Here is an 18,909-nt window from a genome sequence, read left to right as displayed (position 1 = left end):
CGCGCACGGCGACCCGGCGGCGGGCACGGTTGAATGGCGCCGTGAGCGACCGCCGGACCCCCTTCCTCACCGACACCCTCGGCCCGGCCGCCGCCGGCCTGCGGCACGCGGCCACCACCACCCTCGGCACCGGGCGCGCGCTGGTCGCGCTGGCCCGCTCCGGGGTCGTCCGGCCGATGCGGCCGGACCGGCTGGCCGGGGCGCTCGCCGGGCTGGTCCGGTACCGGTTCACCTTCGCCGGCGGCTACGCGGTCGGCGCCGCCCGGCACCCCGACCGGCCCGCGATCGTCGACGACTCCGGCACGCTCACCTACGCCGAGGTCCACACCCGCACGGACGGGCTCGCGCGGGGGTTCAAGGACCGCGGCGCGGCCGAACGCACCCGGGTCGGCGTGCTGTGCCGCAACCACCACGGCGCGATCGAGGCGATGGTGGCGTGCGCGAAGCTGGGCGCGGACGTCGTGCTGCTCAACACCGGCCTGCCCGCCGGCCAGCTCGCGGAGATCGCCGACGAGCTGAGGCTGCGGATCGTCGTGGTCGACGACGAGTTCCGCGACCGGCTCCCCGACGGCCTCATCCTGATCGGCGAGGGCGAGCTCGACGGGCTCGCCGAGACCCCCGGCCCGCCGCCCGGGCGTCCCGCCGAGGAGGGCCGGGTGATCGTGCTGACCTCAGGCACCACCGGCACTCCCAAGGGCGCACAGCGCCCGCCGATCTCGAACCTCGCGCCGGCGGCGTCGATCCTCTCGGTCATCCCGTTGCGGGCGGGCGAACCGACGCTGCTCGCCGCGCCGCTCTTCCACACCTGGGGCAACGCGGGGCTGCTGCTCACGCTGTTGCACGGCGGCACGGTCGTGCTGCGCCGGCAGTTCGACCCCGAGGACTTCCTGGACACCGTGGCGGCCGAGAAGATCGAGGTCGTCATCGCCGTGCCCGTCATGGTGCAGCGGGTCCACGAGACCGGGCAGGCGTGGCGCGACGGGCACCGGCCGCGGATCGTCGCGGTCTCGGGCTCCGCGCTGCCGACCGGGCTCGCCCAGGACTTCATGGACCGCTACGGCGACTGCCTCTACAACCTCTACGGCTCCACCGAGGTCTCGTGGGTGAGCATCGCTTCGCCGCGCGACCTGCGGGAGGCGCCGGGCACCGCGGGCCGCGCGCCCGTCGGGACGGTCCTGCGGATCCTCGACGACGACGGCCGCGGGGTCCCGCCGAACACCGACGGCAGCGTCTTCGTCGGCAACGACCTGCCCTTCGAGGGCTACATGCGCGAGGGCCAGGACATCGAGCGGCAGGACGGGCTGATCGGCACCGGGGACGTCGGGCACCTCGACGACGCGGGCCGGCTCTTCCTCACCGGCCGGGGCGACGACATGATCGTCTCGGGCGGGGAGAACGTCCACCCCGGACCGGTCGAGGACCTCATCGCGGCGGACGACGCGGTGCGCGAGGTCGCCGTCGTCGGGGTGCCGGACGAGAAGTTCGGTCAGCGGCTCGCCGCCTACGTCGTGCTGCGCGAGGGCGCCACCCTGGACGAGGACGGCGTGCGCGCGCTGGTCAAGGAGAAGGCCGCCCGGTTCGCCGTCCCCCGGGACGTGGTGTTCCTCGACGAGCTCCCGCGCAACCAGACCGGCAAGGTGGTCACCAGAGAGTTACCGGGTATGGACTGAACGCATCATCCGAGGTCACCCGTGCGATTTAGGGTGACCTAAGGTAGGGTCCCGGAATGGCCGGGAAGACCGACGCGCGCTGCTCCGCACTCGCGCGTGCGCTCGCCGAGCCCCTCCCCGGCACCGCCCCCGTGGGCGACCGGCTCGTCTGCGTCGAGCACCTCGGCGCGTGGCCGCGGACCGTCGACGAGCACCCCGATCCCGCCGTCGCGGGGCTTGCCGAGCGGGCCCGCGCAGCCGGCCGGCGACTGCTGCTGATCAGGCGGCCCGGGCGCCGTCCGCCGTCGGACTCACCGCGCACCGTGCTGCTCGCCGACACCGGCCCCGGGGCGGTCCGCGTCGGACGGCTGGTGGTCGAGGGGCCGTCGGAGCTCGCCTCGATCCCCCTCGACGACGCCCGCGCAGGCGAACCCGTCACCCGGCCGTTGATGCTGGTCTGCACACACGGCACCCGCGACCTGTGCTGCGCGGTCGACGGGCTCGCGCTCGCCCGCGGCCTCGCCGAGACCGAGACGGACGGGATCTGGGAGTGCTCGCACCTCGGCGGGCACCGCTTCGCCCCGACCGCGCTCGTGCTGCCCACCGGCTACCTCTACGGCCGCCTCGACCTCGCGGCCGCCATCGAGGCGCGCAAGGCCGCCGGGCAGGGCGAGGTGGAGCACGGGCACTGCCGCGGCCGCGCCGCCTGGGAGCCGGCCGGGCAGGTCGCCGAGCTCGCCGTGCGCGCGCACACCGGGCTACGGGACGTCGACGCCCTCCTCGTCGCCCGCATCGACGGCCCCGAGGTGCTGGTCATCGGCCCGGACGGCGCCGCCTGGGCCGTGCGGGTCGAACCGGTCCCCGGCCCCGAACGCCCGACCTCGTGCGGCGGCACCCTCGAACGCATGGCCCCCCTCGTCGCCACCGAGATCCGGGAGCTCGCCCGGGTGCGGTGAGGTCGGACGGCGGTGAGGTGGGACGGCGGCACACAGCTCCGACGTCGGATCCGCCCGGCTCGGGGGCGATCCGGCCGAGATCGCCAGTGCTCGGAACAGCGCGACGGGTGGCACACCCGAGCGATCGCGACACACCCGTGCGGGCGCGGCCCCGCACCCCGAACCTCCATGGCACACCCGGTCGACGGCCTGTGACTTGCGCGAGCGGGTGTGCGAACACGGGTCGTGCCGTGCCGAGCGGCCTGCGCGCCACGAAGATCGCGATCTGGTCAGCGCCACCTCGCTCCGCGCCGCCACACCCCGCCAGGATCGCGATCCAGCCGGTGATCCACGCCTCGGCAGCGAAGCGCTCGATCCCCGAACGCCTCGCTGCCCGAGCGCGGATCTTCGACTCGGCGGTGGTCCGGCTCGCGGGTCCCGACCCGGTCGCACGCCCCGGGGGGCGTCGCACATCTGGTCCACGGGATGTGCGGCCGACCGGACGGGGTGTGTCAGCGCGCCGGAACGGTGTGCCAGCCCTGCCCCTGCCTCCCGCTCCCTGCCCTCCTGCTCCGCTGCCCTCCTGCTCCCCTGCCCCTGCACTGCTCCCCTGCCTCCGACGGGCTCGGCCACCGACAGCACCCACCGCCTACCGTCTTCCCCGTGATCGCTCCCGTCCCCGTGCCACCCGCGGATCCCGTCGAGCGGGCGCGCCGACTGGCCGTCGAACTGCTGGAGCCGCACGCCGCGGCGGCCGACGATCCCGCGCGCGGGGTGCGCAGGGACCACATCCGGGCGCTGGCGGAGGCGGGTCTGCTCAGTGTGCGGATCCCGGAGGACGAGGGCGGGCTCGGCGCCGACGCGGTCACGGACATCGAGGTCACGGAGGTCCTCGCCGGGGCGTGTGCAGCGACCTGGTTCGTGGTCAACCAGCACCGCACCCCGCAGATGCTCGCGCGCGGCGGGGTGGCCGGCCTCGACCCGGCGCAGTTCGCCCCTGGAGAGGCCGGCCCGGAGCACCGCGCGGCCCTGTCGACGGCACACGAGCAGGCGGGGCTCGCGATCGCGCACCTGCGCCGCTCCGGTCAGCCCGCCGTCCGCGCGGAGCCCGACGGCGCGGGGTGGCGGCTGCAGGGGCGCGCCGACTGGTGCACCGGCTGGGGTCTGGTCGACCACGTGATGATCGCCGCCGCCGCGCCCGACGACCGGTACCTCTTCACGCTGGTCCCGGCCCGCGAGTCGGCGGGACTGGGAGCCGGCGAGCCGCTGCCGCTGGCGGTCATGGGCGGCACCCGGACCGTCGCACTGGAGATCGACGGGCTCGCCGTCGGCCCCGACGCCGTCCTCGGTCTCGCCGACGGCGCGGCCTACCGCGAGCTCGACGCCGCCCGCACCGCGAACCCCACGGCTGCGACCACCGGCCTACTGCGCCGCGTCCTGCGGACGCTCGCCGCGCTCGACCGGCCCGGGGCGGCGGAGCTCGCGGCGACGCTCTCCGACCGGGCCGAGGAACTGCGCGCCGAGGCCCTCGCCCTGCTCGTCGAGGTACCGCTGCGCGAACGGATCCCGGAACGGCTGGCCCTGCGTGGCGAGCTGGGCGCGCTGACGGTCCGCGCCGCGAACGCCCTGGTCGCGGCCCGTTCGGGCGCGGCGATGCTGCTCGACAGCCCGGAGCAGCGGTGGGCGCGGGAGGCGAGCTTCCACCTCGTCCAGGCGCAGACCGCGCCGGTGCGCGCGGCCCAACTCACCGCCCTCGGTCGACTACCGGACCGTCCGAGGTAGCGCTCGCACACTGCAGTGGACCCGGCCCGCCCGGAACCGTCCGAGGCAGCGACCTCCGCCCCGCCCTCGGCCCCACCCTCAGAGGTAGCGCTCGAGCACGGCGGCGAGGCCGTCCTCCTCGACCGTGCCGGTGACCTCGTCGGCGTCGGCCTTCACCTCCGGCGGAGCCTGACCCATCGCCACACCGAGCCCGGCCCAGCGGAGCATGGCGCGGTCGTTGTCGCCGTCGCCCACCGCGAGGACGTCCGCCTGCGCCACCCCGAGCACCCGCGCGACCTCGGCCAGCGCCGACGCCTTGGACACCCCCTCGGGCACCATCGACACCCACGGCAGCTCGTGGTCCAGGGTCACCTCGGCGCCGGGGACCTCCACGCCCTCCATCCGCTCGGCGACGTCCGCGGGCGTGCCGTGCGGCCAGTACGCGACGACCTTCGGCGTCGGCTCCCCGAGGAGCTCGGCCTCGTCGACGAGGCGGACCCGGCCGGCCAGGATGCCGTCGGGGAACGGTGCGCCCACCCGCTGCCCGCGGCCGACCTCCTCGCACCCGAACACCGCCCCGGGCAGGGCCTCGCGGACCGCCGCGACGACGGGACCCGGCTCGAACCGGATCGCGTACCGCACCTCCCGCGAGCCCGTGTCGAGCACGACGGCGCCGTTCGAGCAGACGGTCGTGTGCTCGAAGTCGGCGTACCGGTCGGTGCGGGGCCGGGCGCCCAGTTCGAGCTGGTCCAGCACGTGCCCGACGCCGAGCACGGTCCGCCCCGTGCACAGCGTGACGACGGCGTGCCGCCCGATCTCCCGGACGGCGGCGAGGACCCGCGGGCTGGGCGGATTCTTCTCGTGGACCGTGGTGCCGTCGATGTCGAGGGCGATCAGTCGCGGCTGCCATCGCGGGGGGAGCACAGCCCGACCCTACGGTGCGATGCGCCCGGCCGAGGGGTGCGGCGGCTGCTTCGAGGAGGGTCCCGCGACACGGACCCGGACGTTTCGGCAGCATGAACCCATGCAGACCGGGTCCACCGTGCCGACCGCGCTCCCGCTCCGCCCGCCCGCCCACCGGGTGGACCCGCGCGCGCGGAGCTGGTGGCGGCTGCGCGGGCTCGGCGGCACCGGGATCGTCGCGCTCCCCCAACTCGTGGTGGCGCTGGTCCTCGGCGGGCCGGGCTGGCTGTGGGGGACCCTCGCGGCGACGGTGGTCGCCGGGCTGGTCTACGCCGCTGTCGTCCCCGGGATCCTGTTCCGCATCCACCGCTGGGAGGTCACGGACGAGGCGGTCTACACGCTCTCCGGCTGGCTGGTCCGCGAGTGGCGGATCGCGCCGATCTCGCGCGTGCAGACCGTCGACACCGAGCACGGGCCGCTGCAGCAGCTGCTCGGGCTCGCCAGCGTGACCGTGACGACGGCGTCGGCGCGCGGGCCCGTCACCATCCGCGGCCTGGCCACGGCGCACGCCCAGGAGCTCGCCCGTCAGCTCACCGAGACCACCCAGGCCACACCCGGCGACGCCACATGACGGTCTCGGCCGAGCCGGTCGGTCCCACCGTCGACTCCGGCGTCCCGTGGCGGCGGCTCGACGCGCGGATGGTGGTGGTCGAGCCGGTCCGGACCCTGGTCAAGCTCGTCCCGGTGCTGGTCGTCGTGCTGATCACCGGGAGCAACGGCGACCCGGTCCGGCCGTGGATCACGCTCGGCATCGGCGTGCTGGTGGTCCTCGCCGGCGTGGTCCGCTGGCGCACGACCCGGTACCGGATCACGGCCGAGCGGGTCGAGCTGCACAGCGGTTGGCTCCGACGACAGCGGCGCTCGGTGCCGCGCGACCGGATTCGCACCGTCGACCTCACGGCCTCGCCCTTGCACCGCGCCTTCCGGCTCAGCGTGGTGGCGGTGCGGGCGGCCGACGCGGGCGGGGAGCACCGGAACGGCGGCCTCACGCTCGACGCCGTCAGCACGGCGGAAGCCGAGACCCTGCGGCGGGAGCTGCTGGACCGGCGGCGGGCGGAGCCCCGGCCCGTCGAGCAGCCGGTCGAGCCGGACGCCGAGGTGCTGGCCCGGCTCCGCTGGTCCTGGCTGCGGTTCGCCCCGCTCACCTTCTCCTCCCTGGCCGGTGTCGGCGCGATCGCGGCGGCTGCGTTCAACGTGCTCAACGAGCTGGGTGTCAGCCCCACGGAGGTCGACGGCGTCGACGACGCCGCCGAGCGGCTCGCGGCGGCCCCGCTCTGGCTGGCCGTCGGGCTGGTGGGGCTGGCGTTGCTGGTGATCGCCGTGGTCGGGTCGGTGGTGCTGTTCACCGAGCGCTGGTGGGGCTACCGGCTGACCCGCGAGGCCGACGGCACCCTGCGCGTGCGGCGCGGGCTGCTCACCACCCGGTCGCTGTCGGTCGCGGAGGAGCGGCTGCGCGGCGTGGGCGTGCACGAGCCGTTGCTGCTGCGCGCCGGCGGCGGGGCCCAGACGCGCGCCCTGTCCACGGGGCTCGGGCGCGAGGCGCAGGGCGGGGTACTGCAGCCGCCCGCGCCCCGGGCCGAGGCGCACCGGGTCGCCGGGGCGGCCCTGCGCCGGACCGGGAGCGAGATCGACCCGACGCTCACGCCGCTGGTCCCGCACCCGGCGGCCGCGCGGCGGCGCCGGTACACCCGCGCCCTCGTGCCGGTGCTGGTGCTCGTCGCGGCGGCGGTCGTCGTCGGACGGGTCTGGCCCGGGCTGAGCTGGATCTGGCCGGGAACCGTGGTGCTCGTGCCGCTCGCCGCGCTGCTGGCCGCCGACCGGTACCGGGCACTCGGCCACGCGCTCACCCCGCAGTACCTGGTCAGCCGGCTCGGGGGCCTGTCCCGCCGGACGGTCGCGTTGCAACGGTCCGGCGTGATCGGCTGGACGGTCCGACAGAGCCCCTTCCAGCGCCGCGCCGGCCTGGTGACGCTGCAGGCCGTGACGGCAGCGGGCGAGGGCGGCTACCGCATCCTCGACGTGGACGCGGCCGACGCCGTGGCGCTGGCCGACGCGACCACCCCGGGGCTGCTTCGCCGGTTGCTCGGCTAGAGCAACCGTTCCACCGCTTCCTCCGCGGGAACCCACTCCAGCAGGTCTCCGGGCTGGCAGTCGAGCACCCGGCACATGGCGTCCAGGGTGCTGAACCGGACCGCCTTGGCCCGCCCGTTCTTCAGGACCGCGACGTTGGCCGGCGTGAGCCCGACCTTCTCGGCGAACTCCCCGACGCTCATCTTGCGCCGGGCCAGCTCGACGTCGATCCGCACGACGATCGGCATCAGATGACCGCCTCCATGTCGGTGCGCAGGGCCGTGGCCTGCCGCAGCAGCGCCCGCATCACCACCATCAGCAGCCCCAGCACGGCGACGCCGACGACCATGAGGAACAGCACCATCGGCACCCCCGGGTCGTCCGCCCGGAACCCGACGTAGAGGAACACCCCGACCAGCACCACCCACGCCGCGGCGATCGCCCACACGATGGCGTCGACCCACCTCAGCGAGGCCGGGTCGAAGATGCGGTCCTTCTTCACCCGGGCGAGCAGCATCCAGGTCGCGACGACCACGACCTGGACGCACAGCACCCAGAACACCGCGAGGGCGGTCAACGGCCAGCGGAGGTACGCGTCCTCCGGGGACTCCTTCGCCATGTGCGCGAACTGCCCGGGGAGCGACATGGTCTGGAACACGACCAGCACCGCGAACAAGACGACGAGGAACACCCGGAGCGGCGCGACCGCTCGATGCTCGGCAATCATGGGCTGAGTATCGAGCGGTATCTATCGAAAGTCAATCGGTCCTAGCGGCGCCGCGTGCCGAACAGCCCGCGCGTGATCTCCCGGCCAAGCTGCGTGGCCATCGACCGCATGAAGGACTTGGCGGCGGGCGAGTTGAGGATCTGCGTGACCATCCCCGGCTCCTCCCGCTCCTCGCGGCGCCGCTCCGGCTCGGGAGCCGGGGCGGCCTCCGGCGCGGGCGGCGGGGCCGCCTCGGCGATCTTCGCAGTGAGCTTCTCGTAGGCCGACTCGCGGTCGATCGTCACGCCGTACTTGCCGTAGAGCGGCGAGGCCTTGGCCGCCTCGGTCACGGCCTGCCCGCCGATCGCGGCCATCAGCGACCGCGGGGCCCGCATCCGCGACCAGGCCACCGGCGTGGGCGCGCCCCGCTCGGACAGCACCGTGACGACCGCCTCGCCGGTGCCCAGCGTGGTGAGCGCCTCCTCCAGGTCGTAGACCTTCGACGTGGGGTAGGTCTTGACCGTCTTCGTCAGCGCCTTCTGGTCCTCCGGGGTGAAGGCACGCAGGGCGTGCTGGACGCGCGCGCCGAGCTGGGAGAGCACGGCGTTGGGCACGTCCGTGGGCAGCTGCGTGCAGAAGAAGACGCCCACGCCCTTCGACCGGATCAGCTTCACGGTCTGCTCGATGCGCTCGAGGAAGGCCTTCGAGGCGTCGGTGAACAGCAGGTGCGCCTCGTCGAAGAAGAACACCAGCTTGGGCTTGTCGAGGTCGCCCGCCTCGGGCAGGTCCTCGTAGAGCTCGGCGAGCAGCCACATCAGGAACGTGGAGAAGAGCTTCGGGTTCGCCGCCTGGTCGGCGAGCTCGACCAGCGTGACGACGCCCTTCCCGTCGACCTGGCGGAGCAGGTCGGCCGGCTCGAACTCGGGCTCGCCGAAGAAGTCCTCGCCGCCCTGGGCCTCGAGGTTCACCAGCGCCCGGAGGATGACGCCGGCCGTGGCGGCGGAGACGCCGCCGATCACCTTGAGGTCGGCCTTGCCCTCGTCGCTCGTGAGGTGCTGGATGACCGCGCGGAGGTCCTTGGTGTCGAGCAGCGGGAGGTTGCGCTGGTCGGCCCAGTGGAAGATCAGCCCGAGCGTGGACTCCTGGGTGTCGTTGAGGTCGAGGACCTTCGACAGCAGGATCGGCCCGAACTGGGTGATCGTGGCCCGGATCGGGACCGCGGAGGACTCCCCGCCCAGGGAGAGGAACTCGACGGGGAACCCGGTGCCCACCCAGTCGTCCCCGGTGTCCTTCGCCCGGGACTGGATCTTCGGCCCGTCCTCCCCCGGGCGCGCGAGCCCGGAGAGGTCGCCCTTCACGTCCGCCAGCAGGACGGGGACCCCGGCGGCGGAGAGCTGCTCGGCCAGGCCCTGCAGGGTCTTGGTCTTGCCGGTGCCCGTGGCGCCCGCGACCAGCCCGTGCCGGTTGAGCGTGGCGAACGGGATCCGGACCCGCGCCGACGGGTCCACCTGCCCGTCGACCACGACCGCGCCCAGCTCGAGGGCGGCACCCTCGGTGGCATAGCCGGCGGCGATCTCCTGGGCGGCGCTCTGCGTGTTCTCCCCCACGTCGGCGGAGCCTAGACCAGCGGTACGACAACCGGCGGGCCAGCGCATACGCTGCGGGCCATGAACGACCGGTTGGTGTGGATCGACTGTGAGATGACCGGTCTCGACCTGCGCCGCGACGCGCTCATCGAGATCGCCGTGCTGGTCACGGACGGGGACCTGAACGTGCTCGGCGAGGGCGTGGACCTCGTGATCCACGCCGACGACGACGCGCTGGCCGGGATGCCCGAGGTCGTCCGCGAGATGCACGCGCGGTCCGGGCTGACCGAGGAGGTCCGGGCGTCGACGATCACCGTGCGGGAGGCCGAGGAGGCCGTGCTCGCCTACATCCGCGAACACGTGCCCGACCCCGGCACGGCGCCGCTGGCCGGCAACTCCATCGCCACCGACCGCGGCTACCTCGCCCGGGACATGCCGGAGCTCGACGCCCACCTGCACTACCGGATGATCGACGTCAGCTCGGTCAAGGAGCTGGCCCGCCGCTGGTTCCCGCGGGTCTTCTACGCCAAGCCGGAGAAGGGTCTCGCCCACCGCGCGCTCGCGGACATCAAGGAGTCGATCCGCGAGCTCGAGTACTACCGCCGGACGCTGTTCGTGCAGCCCCCGGGCCCGACGTCCGACGAGGCCAGGGCCGCCGCGGCCGCCCTGGCACCCCCGCGGTGAAGGCGCTCGACACGACCTTGTAGAGTTCACGTCAGAACGCCGGGGCGGCCCGGAGGTTCGATGGTGGGTGTAGCTCAGCTGGTAGAGCACCTGGTTGTGGTCCAGGAAGTCGCGGGTTCAAGTCCCGTCACTCACCCGGGGTCGCGGACCCCTCGCACGGCCCGAGGAACGCCTCTGATAGCGTTTCCCCTGTCGCGCAAGGGACACCGCAGCACCAAGCAGGACAACTGAACACATGCGCCGCTAGCTCAATCGGCAGAGCAGCTGACTCTTAATCAGCGGGTTGGGGGTTCGATTCCCTCGCGGCGCACAGAAGCAGCAGGTCAGAGCGTTGTCGCTCTGGCCTGCTTCGCGTTTTCAAGGTCCAACTCGACGTTACTCACCGCAAACCCCGAAAAGGGAGTCAGCTGTTCACGCGCTCCGACCCGGCCAGTGCGTCGAGAACCGCAGCTCAGTGGCCCTCCCACCCAGCATGCCGCCGATCCTCGTGACCCGCGCCCAGCCCAGGAGTCAGCTGTTCACCGGTGTTCGAAGATGACACCGTCATCCTGACCACCAGCTCGGTTCACCGCGCTGGGCCAAGCCCGCTGCCGCGCCCGGCCCGCCCCAGTCCCCGCCGCCGCCGGCTGCGCCGTTGAGGTGTCCGACCTGACCGGGCGAACGGGTGAGCCGGCGCTCTGGCTCGACAGGGTCCCGACCGCGTCACCGTGCCCGTCAGCGCCCGCGCCACCGTTCAGCATGACCGGACCGGCATCGTCGTCGCTGTAGGACAGCCCGCCGCTCTCGCCGACGGCGCAGCCCGCGTTCCAGGCGAAGGGGCCGCCGACCGCCCCTCCGCCGCCGGAGCCGCCGTCGTGGCCCGGGCCGCAGGGGCAGCGACGACTACGGCTCCGACCACGAGATCGCGCCAACCGCGGAGCACGCCGCGGCTCGACGGCGACAGCGCCGCAGGCGAACGGTGTCGGGCCACCGGGGACAGGCACAGTTCGCGCCCCTCGGCCAGAGCACACCACTCGTCGATCGCCTGGTCACGCACTCGCGGACATGGGGGCCGACATCGTGCCCGGTCTGCGAGGACCTCGTCGTGGTCGAGGCAGTGTCCCGGCTGCCCGAGATCGTCCCCGAGCTGACGGGCGCATCGGAGTCCTCGCAGCGCCTTCGCCTCGCTTCATGGCGGCGAGTCCGGGGCGGCTGCGATCGACGCCGAGACGGCCTGACGATGGCGGGGTACCTGCGGGAGTCGTCGAAGTGGCGGGTCCGTTCCTGCTCAGCGCCCGCGCAAGGCAAAACGCTCGTCCCGCAGCGGCGCCGCCGCGAAGTCGCCAGACTCTGCACAGCACGACCGGCATCCGCGCCGGGTGGCGGACGATCCAGCCAACGCGACTGCGGACTCGCCCTGCCCACCCTCGCCGGGCGCGCGCTCCAATTGGCGCTGCCACGTCGACCTCGGGACCTCACCCCACATGGCCTGCCAGGGGATCCTCGGCGCCGAAGCACAGCGCAAGCGTCTCCTGCAGGGTCGTAGTCCGAGCTCGCCGGTCGGCGACGATGCGTCCTTCACGCATGACGAGAAGGCGGTCGCTCACCCGGAGGGTCTCCTCCAGGTCGCTGGAGATGAACAGGACGGCGCGGCCGTCGGCGACGATGTCCCGAACAAGGCGATGGATCTCCTCCTGCGCGCCGACGTCGACACCCTGGGTGGGCTCGTCGAAGATCAGAATGTCGGCATCCGTGGCCAGCCACTTCGCGATGACGACCTTCTGCTGGTTCCCGCCGGAGAGGTGGCTGAACCGGCTCTCGGCACCCACCGCCTTGATCCCGAGCCGGCCTTCGTCGATTGCGTAGCGTTCGCGTTCACGACGCCGCCGGATGAACCCACCTGAGGCGAACGACGACAGCGCGGCGAGGGTGAGGTTCTCCCGTACCGACCACTCCCCGACGGACGCCTGGTGACGACGGTCCTCGGGCAGCAGGGCAACGCCGCGGCGGATCCCCTCCCTCGGCGACGACGCCCGGAACGGGGCGCCGCCGATCTCGATCCGCCCCGCGTCGGGCCGGGCGGCGCCGAAGAGGAGATGCGCGAGCTCCGAGCGGCCCGCGCCGACGAAGCCGGCGATCCCGGTGACCTCCCCGCGGTGCAGGTCCAGATCCACGTCGACGACGCGGTTGCGCCAGCTCAGCCCGCGGGCGCTGAGCGCGACCTCGCCCGGCTCCCGATCGTCGGCCCGAACGAGCCTGCTGGGCTCCACGCCGAGGATCATCCGGACGAGGTTCTGCCGGTCCTGCAGCTCGTCGTGGTCGAGCCCGCCGACTAGCCGGCCGTCCCGCAGCACCGTGGCCCGGTCGCACAGGGCCGCGATCTCGTCGAGTCGGTGGGACACGTAGATCACGCTCAGCCCGTCCGCCCGCAGCCGCTCGACGGTCCGATACACCTGCTCGACCTCGTGCGCTCCGAGCGATGCCGTGGGCTCGTCCATGATGATGAGCTGGGCGCCGAGCAGCAGACAGCGGGCCAGGCCGACCATTGCGGTCTGGGCCGCCGACAGGGCGGAGATCCGCTCGTCGACATCGAGGGTGACCCCGAGCCGCTCCAGCATCTCGCGGCAGGTCCGGCGCATCTCGTTCCGCCGGATCAACGGGCCCACACGCGGCGGGACGAGGCCGAGGTAGACGTTCTCGTACACGGCCAGGTCCGCGACGACCTGGGGTTCCTGGTGCAGCACGGCGATCCCGGCTGCGTTGGCCGCGGCGGCGTCGGGGAAGCTGACCTGCTCGTGCTCGATCTCGATCGTCCCGGCCCCAGGCCGATGCACCCCCGCGAGGATCTTGATCAGAGTGGACTTGCCCGCACCGTTCTGCCCGATCAGCCCGTGCACCTCGCCCGCCCGGACGTCGAGGTCCACGCCGTCCAGCGCGGGGACGCCCGCGAAGCTCTTGCCCACTCCGCGCACGCGGAGCCAGACCTCGCCCGTCACCGCGCCGCGACCTTCCGGGCGAACGTGCTGATCGTGACGGCGGCGACGAGCACGATCCCCTGGGCCGCGGTGGTCCAGGCCCGCTCCACGCCCGTAACGACGAGCCCGTTGGCCAGGAAGCCCAGCATGAGCACCCCGACGATGGTCCCGCCGACATGGAACTGCCCCTCGCGCAGCGTCGCGGCACCGATGAAGCTGGCGGCGAAGGCGGGCAGCAGGTAGCTCACCGCCGCCGTCGGGTTCCCGACGCCCAGGCTCGAAGCGAGCATCAGCCCGCCGAGCCCCGCCAGCACTCCGCTCAGCACGAAGGCGAGCAGGCGCACCCGCTTGCCGTCGATGCCGGACAGCCGGGCCGCGACCGGGTTGCCGCCGACCGCGTACATCCGGCGGCCGATCACCGTCCGCTCCATCAGCAGGTAGGCCGCGACGGCCACTGCGAACCAGAGGATCACAAGGAACGGGACCGGGCCGAGCGTGCCGCGACCGAGCAGTGTGAAATCCGGAGGCAGGTCACCTGACACCTGGACGCCGCCGCGGTAGGCGAGCAGCCACCCGGTGATGATCTGCCCGACACCGAGGGTGGCGATGAAGGCGGAGACTCCCAGCCTCGTCACGATCAGGCCGTTGACCACGCCTACCCCTGCGCCGAAGAGCAGCGCTGCCGCTGTGCCGCCGACCATCCCGAAGCTCTGGGCCGTGCCTGCCGCGAGCATCCCGGCGCCAGTCGCGGTGTAGCCGATCGAGAGATCGAAGTCGCCGAGCGTGAGTACGACGGTGAGGCCGATCGACAGCACCCCCATCGCGGCCGCCGCCTTGAGCACGTTGGCGACGTTGCTCGCGGTGAGGAACGAGTCGGCGAGCACGCCGAAGACGATCAGCATCAGGACGAACCCGACCAGGGTCCCGTACCGCGAGAGCAGGACCATCCCCCGCTCGGTTGAGGCGGGACCCGCTCCGGACCTGCCGGTCACGGGTGATGCGGTGTCCGGTCTCGCGGTGTCCGTCGAGGTCGGTGTCGAGGCGTTCATCGGGCGGCTCCTTCGTCGGCCGACAGCCGTGGCGGTCCGTCAGGAACCGTGAATCTAGGTCGCGCCCGCGAGCGCCGGGCAGTCCACCAAAGTGCACAGTCGTCGCCGGGACGCGCAGGTCGCAGCGGTGCACTTTGGTGCATTGTCCGGCCCCTCAGCCCGGTCGTAGCGTTCCGCCGGCGCGGGCCCAGCTGCGCCGCCCGTCCATCGTCCCAATGGAGGTACACGATGAGTCCCCTTCGCAGGTCGCTCCCCCGAAGGGCGTTCCTCTACGGGAGTGCCGGAGCCGGTGCGGGGCTCGCACTAGCGGCCTGCAGCGTCAGCGGCGGGGCGGCCACGGCGAGCGGAACAGACGCCGCGGCGGTCCCGAGCAGCGGGACGACCTTCTCCGACGCCGACTTCGCGCCGCTCAAGGGCGCCCGGATCGGGGTCGTGGGGATCAACCTGCAGGGCCCGACGGTGGCGCGGAGCGTGCAGATCATGACCGACCTGTCGACGAAGCACGAGTTCGACCTGCAGGCCGTGAGCAGCGACTTCGACCTGGCGCGCACGAACGACACCATGCGGGTCTGGGCCGAGAACGGGTTCTCCGCGATCGTCGTCGCGAACACCGAGGCCGCGAACATCAGCGAGGGGCTGGCCGCGGCGCAGAAGGCCGGGGTACCCGTCGGCGGCTTCTACTGCGGGACCGCCCCCGGCCTGGCGTTCGACGTGGGCGCCAACGAGTTCATCTCCGGGATGCGGTGCGGGACCTACATTCAGCAGCGGCTGGCGGTCGCGGGCGGCGACAAGGGCATCGCGCTCGTCGGCTACACGCCGCTCGCGAACCTCCGGGAGCGCGAGCTCGCCGTGCGGACGCTGGCGGACTACTACGGCACGCCGATCCTGCTCCGACACGAGACCAACGCCGACTCGTCCGTGCCCGACGTGCAGAACACCACCACCGACGTGCTCACCAAGTTCCCGAGGGGCGGGCAGCTCGGCGCGATCTTCGTGGCCTGGGACCAGGGTGGCTACGCCGCCGTGTCCGCGATCGAGGCAGCGGGCCGCGACGACGTGTTCGTGGTGTCCATCGACGGCGAGCAGGCGAACCTGGACTCGATCCGCCAGCGCGGGCCGCAGGGGGCCACCGTCGTCAACGACATGGTCGCCGTGTCCAACGTCGTGCTCACCGAGCTGGCGAAGATCATCGGCGGTGCGGCCCCGCCGAAGAACGCACAGCTCTACGTCGACGCGCCCCTGATCACCGCAGCGAACGTCCCGGCGAGCGGGGTGCCCCAGGGCACGGGGCTCACCCCCTTCTACACCGGCTGATCCGCCCGCAGAGAGGAGCACCGCATGACCACCACGGAACGGTTCGTCGACGGCGTCCGGCTGGCGCCTCGGGACCTGCCGCCGCTGCCGACACCGGCCGAGTTCGCGACCGTCGAGGAGGAACGCGCGCATCGCAAGCAGAAGCTCGCCGGGGCGCTGCGGCTCTTCGGCCGCTTCGGCTTCGGTGAGGGGGTGGCCGGGCACATCACGGTGCGCGATCCCGAGTTCCCCGACCACTTCTGGGTCAACCCCTTCGGCCGGAGCTTCCGGCACATGCGGGTGCGGGACCTGGTGCTCGTCGACCACGACGGCGACGTCGTGTACGGCGACCAGCCGGTCAACCGCGCCGCCTTCGTGCTGCACTCGGCCATCCACCAGGCCCGACCCGACGTCGTCGCCGCCGCACACTCGCACTCGCCGTACGGGAAGGCCTTCAGCTCGCTGGGCATCCCGCTGGCCCCGCTGACCCAGGACGCGTGCACCTTCTACGGGGACCACGCCGTCGTCGCGGACCAGGGCGGCGCCGTCGTGCTCGATCCCGAAGCGGGGCGGCAGGTCGCCGCCGGTCTCGGCCCGCACAAGGCTGCCATCCACCAGAACCACGGGCTGTTCACCGTCGGCCGCACGCTCGACGAGGCGGTGTTCTGGTTCCTGTCCCTGGAACGCTCCTGCCAAGCGCAGCTCACTGCGATGGCGGCGGGTGAGCCCATCCAGGTCCGCCACGAGTGGGCGGCGTACACCGCGGAGCAGAACGGCACGCCGTGGGCGGGTTGGTTCAACTTCCAGCCGCTCTGGGAGGAGATCCGCATCTCCGACCCCGACCTGTTCGACTGACCTCAGAGAGGACCCCATGACCGACACCACTGTGGACGCCGGCGTCGAGACCGTCCTGGCCGAGAAGCGGGGCGGCGTGCTGGTGCTGACGCTCAACCGTCCGCACCGGCTCAACGCCTGGACCGACGCGTTGGAGCAGCGCTACTTCGCCCTGCTCGACGAGGCGGAGGCCGATCCCGACGTCCGCGCCGTGGTGGTGACCGGCGCCGGTCGCGGCTTCTGCGCCGGGGCGGACATGGATGACCTGAACGTCCTGACCGGCGCGGAGAAGAAGGGCCTGCCTGCCCGCACGGTGCCCTGTCATCGTCCGCTGCTGCTGCGCAAGCCGCTGATCGCCGCCGTGAACGGCGCCGCCGCCGGGCTGGGGTTCGTCCAGGCGCTCTACGCCGACCTGCGCTTCGCGACCCCCACGGCGAAGTTCACCACGGCGTTCGCCCGTCGCGGGCTGATCGCGGAGTACGGCTCGGCCTGGTTGTTACCCCGGATCGTCGGCCACTCGCGGGCGACCGACCTGTTGCTGTCGGCCCGGATCGTGCAGGGTGCCGAGGCACTGGCCATGGGCCTGGTCGATCGGGTCGTTGAGGCGGACGCGCTGCTCGACACCACGGTCGCGTACGCGCAGGACCTGGCCGAGAACTGCTCCCCCGCAGCGATGGCCACGATCAAGAATCAGCTCACGGACGCAGAGACGAGCACGTTCGCCGAGGCGGCCGGGGAGGCGGACCGGCGGATGGTGGTGTCGTTCGAGCACCCGGACTTCCACGAGGGCGTGGCGAGCTACCAGGAGAAGCGGCGACCCGCCTTCGTCGGACTCGGCACCGACCGCTCTTGAAGTTCGGCGACCCCTCGGTTTGAATCCGGGGGGTCGGCCTGTGTCGTAGCGGGAGGCACGCCAGTGGTGGCATCGACGAGGAGCGGCCCGGCGCTGCCGGTCGCGCACTACGAACGTGTCTTCTCGGTGCTCGAGGTGTGCGATGCGGCCCGGACGATCCCGGAGTTCAAGGAGCTCGTGCTCGAGTCCCTCGCCTCGACGTTCTCCTTCCGCAACCTCACCTGTTTCGCCGGGCCGACGATCAAGGATGCGTTCGCGGACCGGTCGCCGTCGCTGCGCGGATCGTGCGTGACCAGCTGGCCCGGCTACCGGGACCGCTGGCACGAACTCGACGTGCTGTCGTCGGACGAGTCCTGCCTGGCGCTGAGCCGGGAGGGGCTCAGCGACATCGACCGGCTGCGGACCGTGCCCGCCTGGGGGCGGGAGTACATCGACGGGCACATGCGGCAGTGGGGCTATCGCTCGTCGGCGATCATGCACCTGCGGTTCCCGCGGGGCGGGCACGCGCTGGTCGGATTGACCGATTCCGAACCCCACCTGATCGACGACGGCGCGGCCGCGGCTCTGCGCCTCCTCTCCCGGCACCTGTCGGCGATCAGCAGACGGATTCCGGCCGAGCTCCCGGCCCCGCCGGTGCTGAGCGGCCGCCTCCAGGAGGTGGCGGCGCTCGTCGGGGAGGGCCGGGCCAACCGGGAGATCGCGGCCACGCTGTTCCTCAGCCTCGACACGGTGAAGAAGTACGTCAGCCGGGTGCTGGCCGCGTCAGGCTGTCGCTCCCGAGCCGAGTACGTGGCGCGCTTCCACGTTCCCCCCTCGCGCTGAGGCACTCAGTCGAGGGTCGTCCAGAAGCGGAGGAACGCTTGGGCCGCCTCCGCCGGGTGCTCCCACATCCACCAGTGCCCGGCGCCGGGCAGCTCCAGGACCTCACTGTTCGTCCGCTCTGCCACGATCGGGGCCAGGTCCGGCATCGTGTACCTGTCCGCCGTGGCATGCACGATCAACGACGGGATCTGAGGTGCCGCGGCGAGCCGGTCACCGAGCTCGCGCATGTACGGCTGGACCGCCGACCTGTACACCGCGAGGATCGAGCGGCCCATCTCCGCGTCGAAGCGTTCGGCGATCCGGCCGGCCAGGTCCGCGGGCACGTCGTCGCTCGCCACGAGGTCCGCACCACTCATCGCGACCATCTGGGCGACCAAAGCCTCTCCCTCGCCGGGTGTCTGCCAGGTCTGGGCGGCAGGATGCCACACGTAGTCCGGGTGGATGATCCCGGCACAGTCCGCGATCCACGACCGGAGCAGGTCCGGACGGGTGGCGGCGACGGCGTAGAGGTGCCCCGCGCCCCAGTCATGGCCCACCAGGTCGACGGGTTCGCCGAGGAGTTCGAGCTCGGCGACCAGCCAAGTCCGGTACTCCTCGGCGGTGCTCCCGAATCCGGGCGGCACCGGGGCACCGAAGCCGGGCGGCGAGAGCAGCACCGGCTCGGCGGACCCGCGTGCCACGAGCTCACGCACCAGCGGGCCCCAGACCACCGAGGTCTCGGGATTGCCGTGGACGAGTGCGATCGGCATG

At 72.9% G+C, this 18,909-nt stretch carries 17 protein-coding genes and 2 tRNA genes; 12 read left to right on the top strand and 7 right to left on the bottom strand.

Going from position 1 to position 18,909, the window contains the following annotated elements:
- Window positions 1–41: 41 nt before the first annotated feature.
- From PKE99_RS17035 to PKE99_RS17025, 3 genes are all read left to right on the top strand, one after another.
- Window positions 42–1,670, top strand: a complete 1,629-nt coding sequence (locus tag PKE99_RS17035; protein ID WP_231498201.1) for an AMP-binding protein — start codon at window positions 42–44, stop codon at window positions 1,668–1,670.
- 56 nt (window positions 1,671–1,726) lie between these two features.
- Window positions 1,727–2,605: a ferredoxin family protein gene (locus PKE99_RS17030; RefSeq protein WP_037045543.1), complete on the top strand. Its 879-nt coding sequence runs from the start codon at window positions 1,727–1,729 to the stop codon at window positions 2,603–2,605.
- Window positions 2,606–3,247: 642 nt separating this feature from the next.
- Complete coding sequence (locus PKE99_RS17025) at window positions 3,248–4,366, top strand: acyl-CoA dehydrogenase family protein (protein ID WP_051737397.1); 1,119 nt, start codon at window positions 3,248–3,250, stop codon at window positions 4,364–4,366.
- A 78-nt stretch (window positions 4,367–4,444) separates the two neighbouring features.
- On the opposite strand, the gene PKE99_RS17020 is transcribed toward PKE99_RS17025, so the two are convergent.
- Window positions 4,445–5,269 (bottom strand): HAD family hydrolase, encoded by an 825-nt coding sequence (locus PKE99_RS17020; protein ID WP_037045541.1) that lies wholly within the window; start codon window positions 5,267–5,269, stop codon window positions 4,445–4,447.
- A 100-nt stretch (window positions 5,270–5,369) separates the two neighbouring features.
- Here PKE99_RS17020 and PKE99_RS17015 point away from each other — a divergent pair, with 100 nt between their 5' ends.
- Complete coding sequence (locus PKE99_RS17015) at window positions 5,370–5,879, top strand: PH domain-containing protein (RefSeq protein ID WP_037045540.1); 510 nt, start codon at window positions 5,370–5,372, stop codon at window positions 5,877–5,879.
- Window positions 5,876–7,399: a PH domain-containing protein gene (locus PKE99_RS17010; RefSeq protein WP_037045539.1), complete on the top strand. Its 1,524-nt coding sequence runs from the start codon at window positions 5,876–5,878 to the stop codon at window positions 7,397–7,399. The genes PKE99_RS17015 and PKE99_RS17010 overlap by 4 nt, the downstream gene beginning before the upstream one ends.
- Here PKE99_RS17010 and PKE99_RS17005 read toward each other — a convergent pair.
- From PKE99_RS17005 to PKE99_RS16995, 3 genes are read right to left on the bottom strand one after another with little or no spacing between them, the layout of a single operon-like run.
- Window positions 7,396–7,626 carry a helix-turn-helix domain-containing protein gene (locus PKE99_RS17005; protein WP_037045537.1) on the bottom strand — a complete coding sequence of 77 codons (231 nt, stop codon included), beginning with the start codon at window positions 7,624–7,626 and terminating at the stop codon, window positions 7,396–7,398. The two genes, PKE99_RS17010 and PKE99_RS17005, sit on opposite strands and share 4 nt — an antisense overlap.
- Window positions 7,626–8,105: a DUF2975 domain-containing protein gene (locus PKE99_RS17000; RefSeq protein WP_037045536.1), complete on the bottom strand. Its 480-nt coding sequence runs from the start codon at window positions 8,103–8,105 to the stop codon at window positions 7,626–7,628. The genes PKE99_RS17005 and PKE99_RS17000 overlap by 1 nt, the downstream gene beginning before the upstream one ends.
- Window positions 8,106–8,146: 41 nt before the next feature.
- Window positions 8,147–9,691 carry a helicase HerA-like domain-containing protein gene (locus PKE99_RS16995; protein ID WP_037045535.1) on the bottom strand — a complete coding sequence of 515 codons (1,545 nt, stop codon included), beginning with the start codon at window positions 9,689–9,691 and terminating at the stop codon, window positions 8,147–8,149.
- Between the two features lie 60 nt (window positions 9,692–9,751).
- Here PKE99_RS16995 and orn point away from each other — a divergent pair, with 60 nt between their 5' ends.
- From orn to PKE99_RS16980, 3 genes are all read left to right on the top strand, one after another.
- The gene (gene orn / locus PKE99_RS16990) at window positions 9,752–10,354 is read left to right on the top strand and encodes an oligoribonuclease (RefSeq protein WP_037045533.1); all 603 of its coding nucleotides are present in this window, start codon (window positions 9,752–9,754) and stop codon (window positions 10,352–10,354) included.
- A gap of 63 nt (window positions 10,355–10,417) precedes the next feature.
- A tRNA-His gene (locus tag PKE99_RS16985) sits at window positions 10,418–10,490 on the top strand.
- Window positions 10,491–10,591: 101 nt separating this feature from the next.
- Window positions 10,592–10,664, top strand: a tRNA-Lys gene (locus tag PKE99_RS16980).
- A 1,144-nt stretch (window positions 10,665–11,808) separates the two neighbouring features.
- Here PKE99_RS16980 and PKE99_RS16975 read toward each other — a convergent pair.
- Together PKE99_RS16975 and PKE99_RS16970 are read right to left on the bottom strand one after the other, a co-directional pair.
- The gene (locus tag PKE99_RS16975) at window positions 11,809–13,329 is read right to left on the bottom strand and encodes a sugar ABC transporter ATP-binding protein (protein WP_037045532.1); all 1,521 of its coding nucleotides are present in this window, start codon (window positions 13,327–13,329) and stop codon (window positions 11,809–11,811) included.
- Window positions 13,326–14,255: an ABC transporter permease gene (locus tag PKE99_RS16970; RefSeq protein WP_051737396.1), complete on the bottom strand. Its 930-nt coding sequence runs from the start codon at window positions 14,253–14,255 to the stop codon at window positions 13,326–13,328. Before PKE99_RS16970 ends, PKE99_RS16975 begins: the two co-directional genes overlap by 4 nt.
- A gap of 330 nt (window positions 14,256–14,585) precedes the next feature.
- Between PKE99_RS16970 and PKE99_RS16965 the strand changes: the two genes are divergently transcribed.
- The 4 genes from PKE99_RS16965 (at window position 14,586) to PKE99_RS16950 (ending at window position 18,159) form a co-directional block, all read left to right on the top strand.
- Complete coding sequence (locus PKE99_RS16965) at window positions 14,586–15,671, top strand: sugar ABC transporter substrate-binding protein (protein WP_081924125.1); 1,086 nt, start codon at window positions 14,586–14,588, stop codon at window positions 15,669–15,671.
- A 24-nt stretch (window positions 15,672–15,695) separates the two neighbouring features.
- Window positions 15,696–16,505, top strand: a complete 810-nt coding sequence (locus tag PKE99_RS16960) for a class II aldolase/adducin family protein (protein ID WP_037045528.1) — start codon at window positions 15,696–15,698, stop codon at window positions 16,503–16,505.
- 16 nt (window positions 16,506–16,521) lie between these two features.
- Window positions 16,522–17,337: an enoyl-CoA hydratase-related protein gene (locus PKE99_RS16955; RefSeq protein WP_037045527.1), complete on the top strand. Its 816-nt coding sequence runs from the start codon at window positions 16,522–16,524 to the stop codon at window positions 17,335–17,337.
- A 66-nt stretch (window positions 17,338–17,403) separates the two neighbouring features.
- On the top strand, window positions 17,404–18,159 hold the full coding sequence (locus PKE99_RS16950; RefSeq protein WP_037045706.1) for a helix-turn-helix transcriptional regulator: 756 nt from the start codon (window positions 17,404–17,406) through the stop codon (window positions 18,157–18,159).
- A 5-nt stretch (window positions 18,160–18,164) separates the two neighbouring features.
- On the opposite strand, the gene PKE99_RS16945 is transcribed toward PKE99_RS16950, so the two are convergent.
- The gene (locus PKE99_RS16945) at window positions 18,165–18,908 is read right to left on the bottom strand and encodes an alpha/beta fold hydrolase (protein WP_037045525.1); all 744 of its coding nucleotides are present in this window, start codon (window positions 18,906–18,908) and stop codon (window positions 18,165–18,167) included.
- Between the last annotated feature and the right edge of the window lies 1 nt (window position 18,909).

The sequence above is a fragment of the Pseudonocardia halophobica genome (assembly GCF_027922425.1).
Taxonomy (GTDB): domain Bacteria; phylum Actinomycetota; class Actinomycetes; order Mycobacteriales; family Pseudonocardiaceae; genus Pseudonocardia; species Pseudonocardia halophobica.
This window is presented reverse-complemented; position numbering and strand designations above follow the sequence as displayed.

Coding starts and splice junctions, on each gene's coding strand:
- PKE99_RS17030 (WP_037045543.1), top strand. CDS start 1,727: ATGGCCGGGAAGACCGACGCGCGCTGCTCCGCACTCGCGCGTGCGCTC.
- PKE99_RS17015 (WP_037045540.1), top strand. CDS start 5,370: ATGCAGACCGGGTCCACCGTGCCGACCGCGCTCCCGCTCCGCCCGCCC.
- PKE99_RS17010 (WP_037045539.1), top strand. CDS start 5,876: ATGACGGTCTCGGCCGAGCCGGTCGGTCCCACCGTCGACTCCGGCGTC.
- PKE99_RS17005 (WP_037045537.1), bottom strand. CDS start 7,626: ATGCCGATCGTCGTGCGGATCGACGTCGAGCTGGCCCGGCGCAAGATG.
- PKE99_RS17000 (WP_037045536.1), bottom strand. CDS start 8,105: ATGATTGCCGAGCATCGAGCGGTCGCGCCGCTCCGGGTGTTCCTCGTC.
- orn (WP_037045533.1), top strand. CDS start 9,752: ATGAACGACCGGTTGGTGTGGATCGACTGTGAGATGACCGGTCTCGAC.
- PKE99_RS16970 (WP_051737396.1), bottom strand. CDS start 14,255: ATGGTCCTGCTCTCGCGGTACGGGACCCTGGTCGGGTTCGTCCTGATG.
- PKE99_RS16965 (WP_081924125.1), top strand. CDS start 14,586: ATGAGTCCCCTTCGCAGGTCGCTCCCCCGAAGGGCGTTCCTCTACGGG.
- PKE99_RS16960 (WP_037045528.1), top strand. CDS start 15,696: ATGACCACCACGGAACGGTTCGTCGACGGCGTCCGGCTGGCGCCTCGG.
- PKE99_RS16955 (WP_037045527.1), top strand. CDS start 16,522: ATGACCGACACCACTGTGGACGCCGGCGTCGAGACCGTCCTGGCCGAG.
- PKE99_RS16945 (WP_037045525.1), bottom strand. CDS start 18,908: ATGCCGATCGCACTCGTCCACGGCAATCCCGAGACCTCGGTGGTCTGG.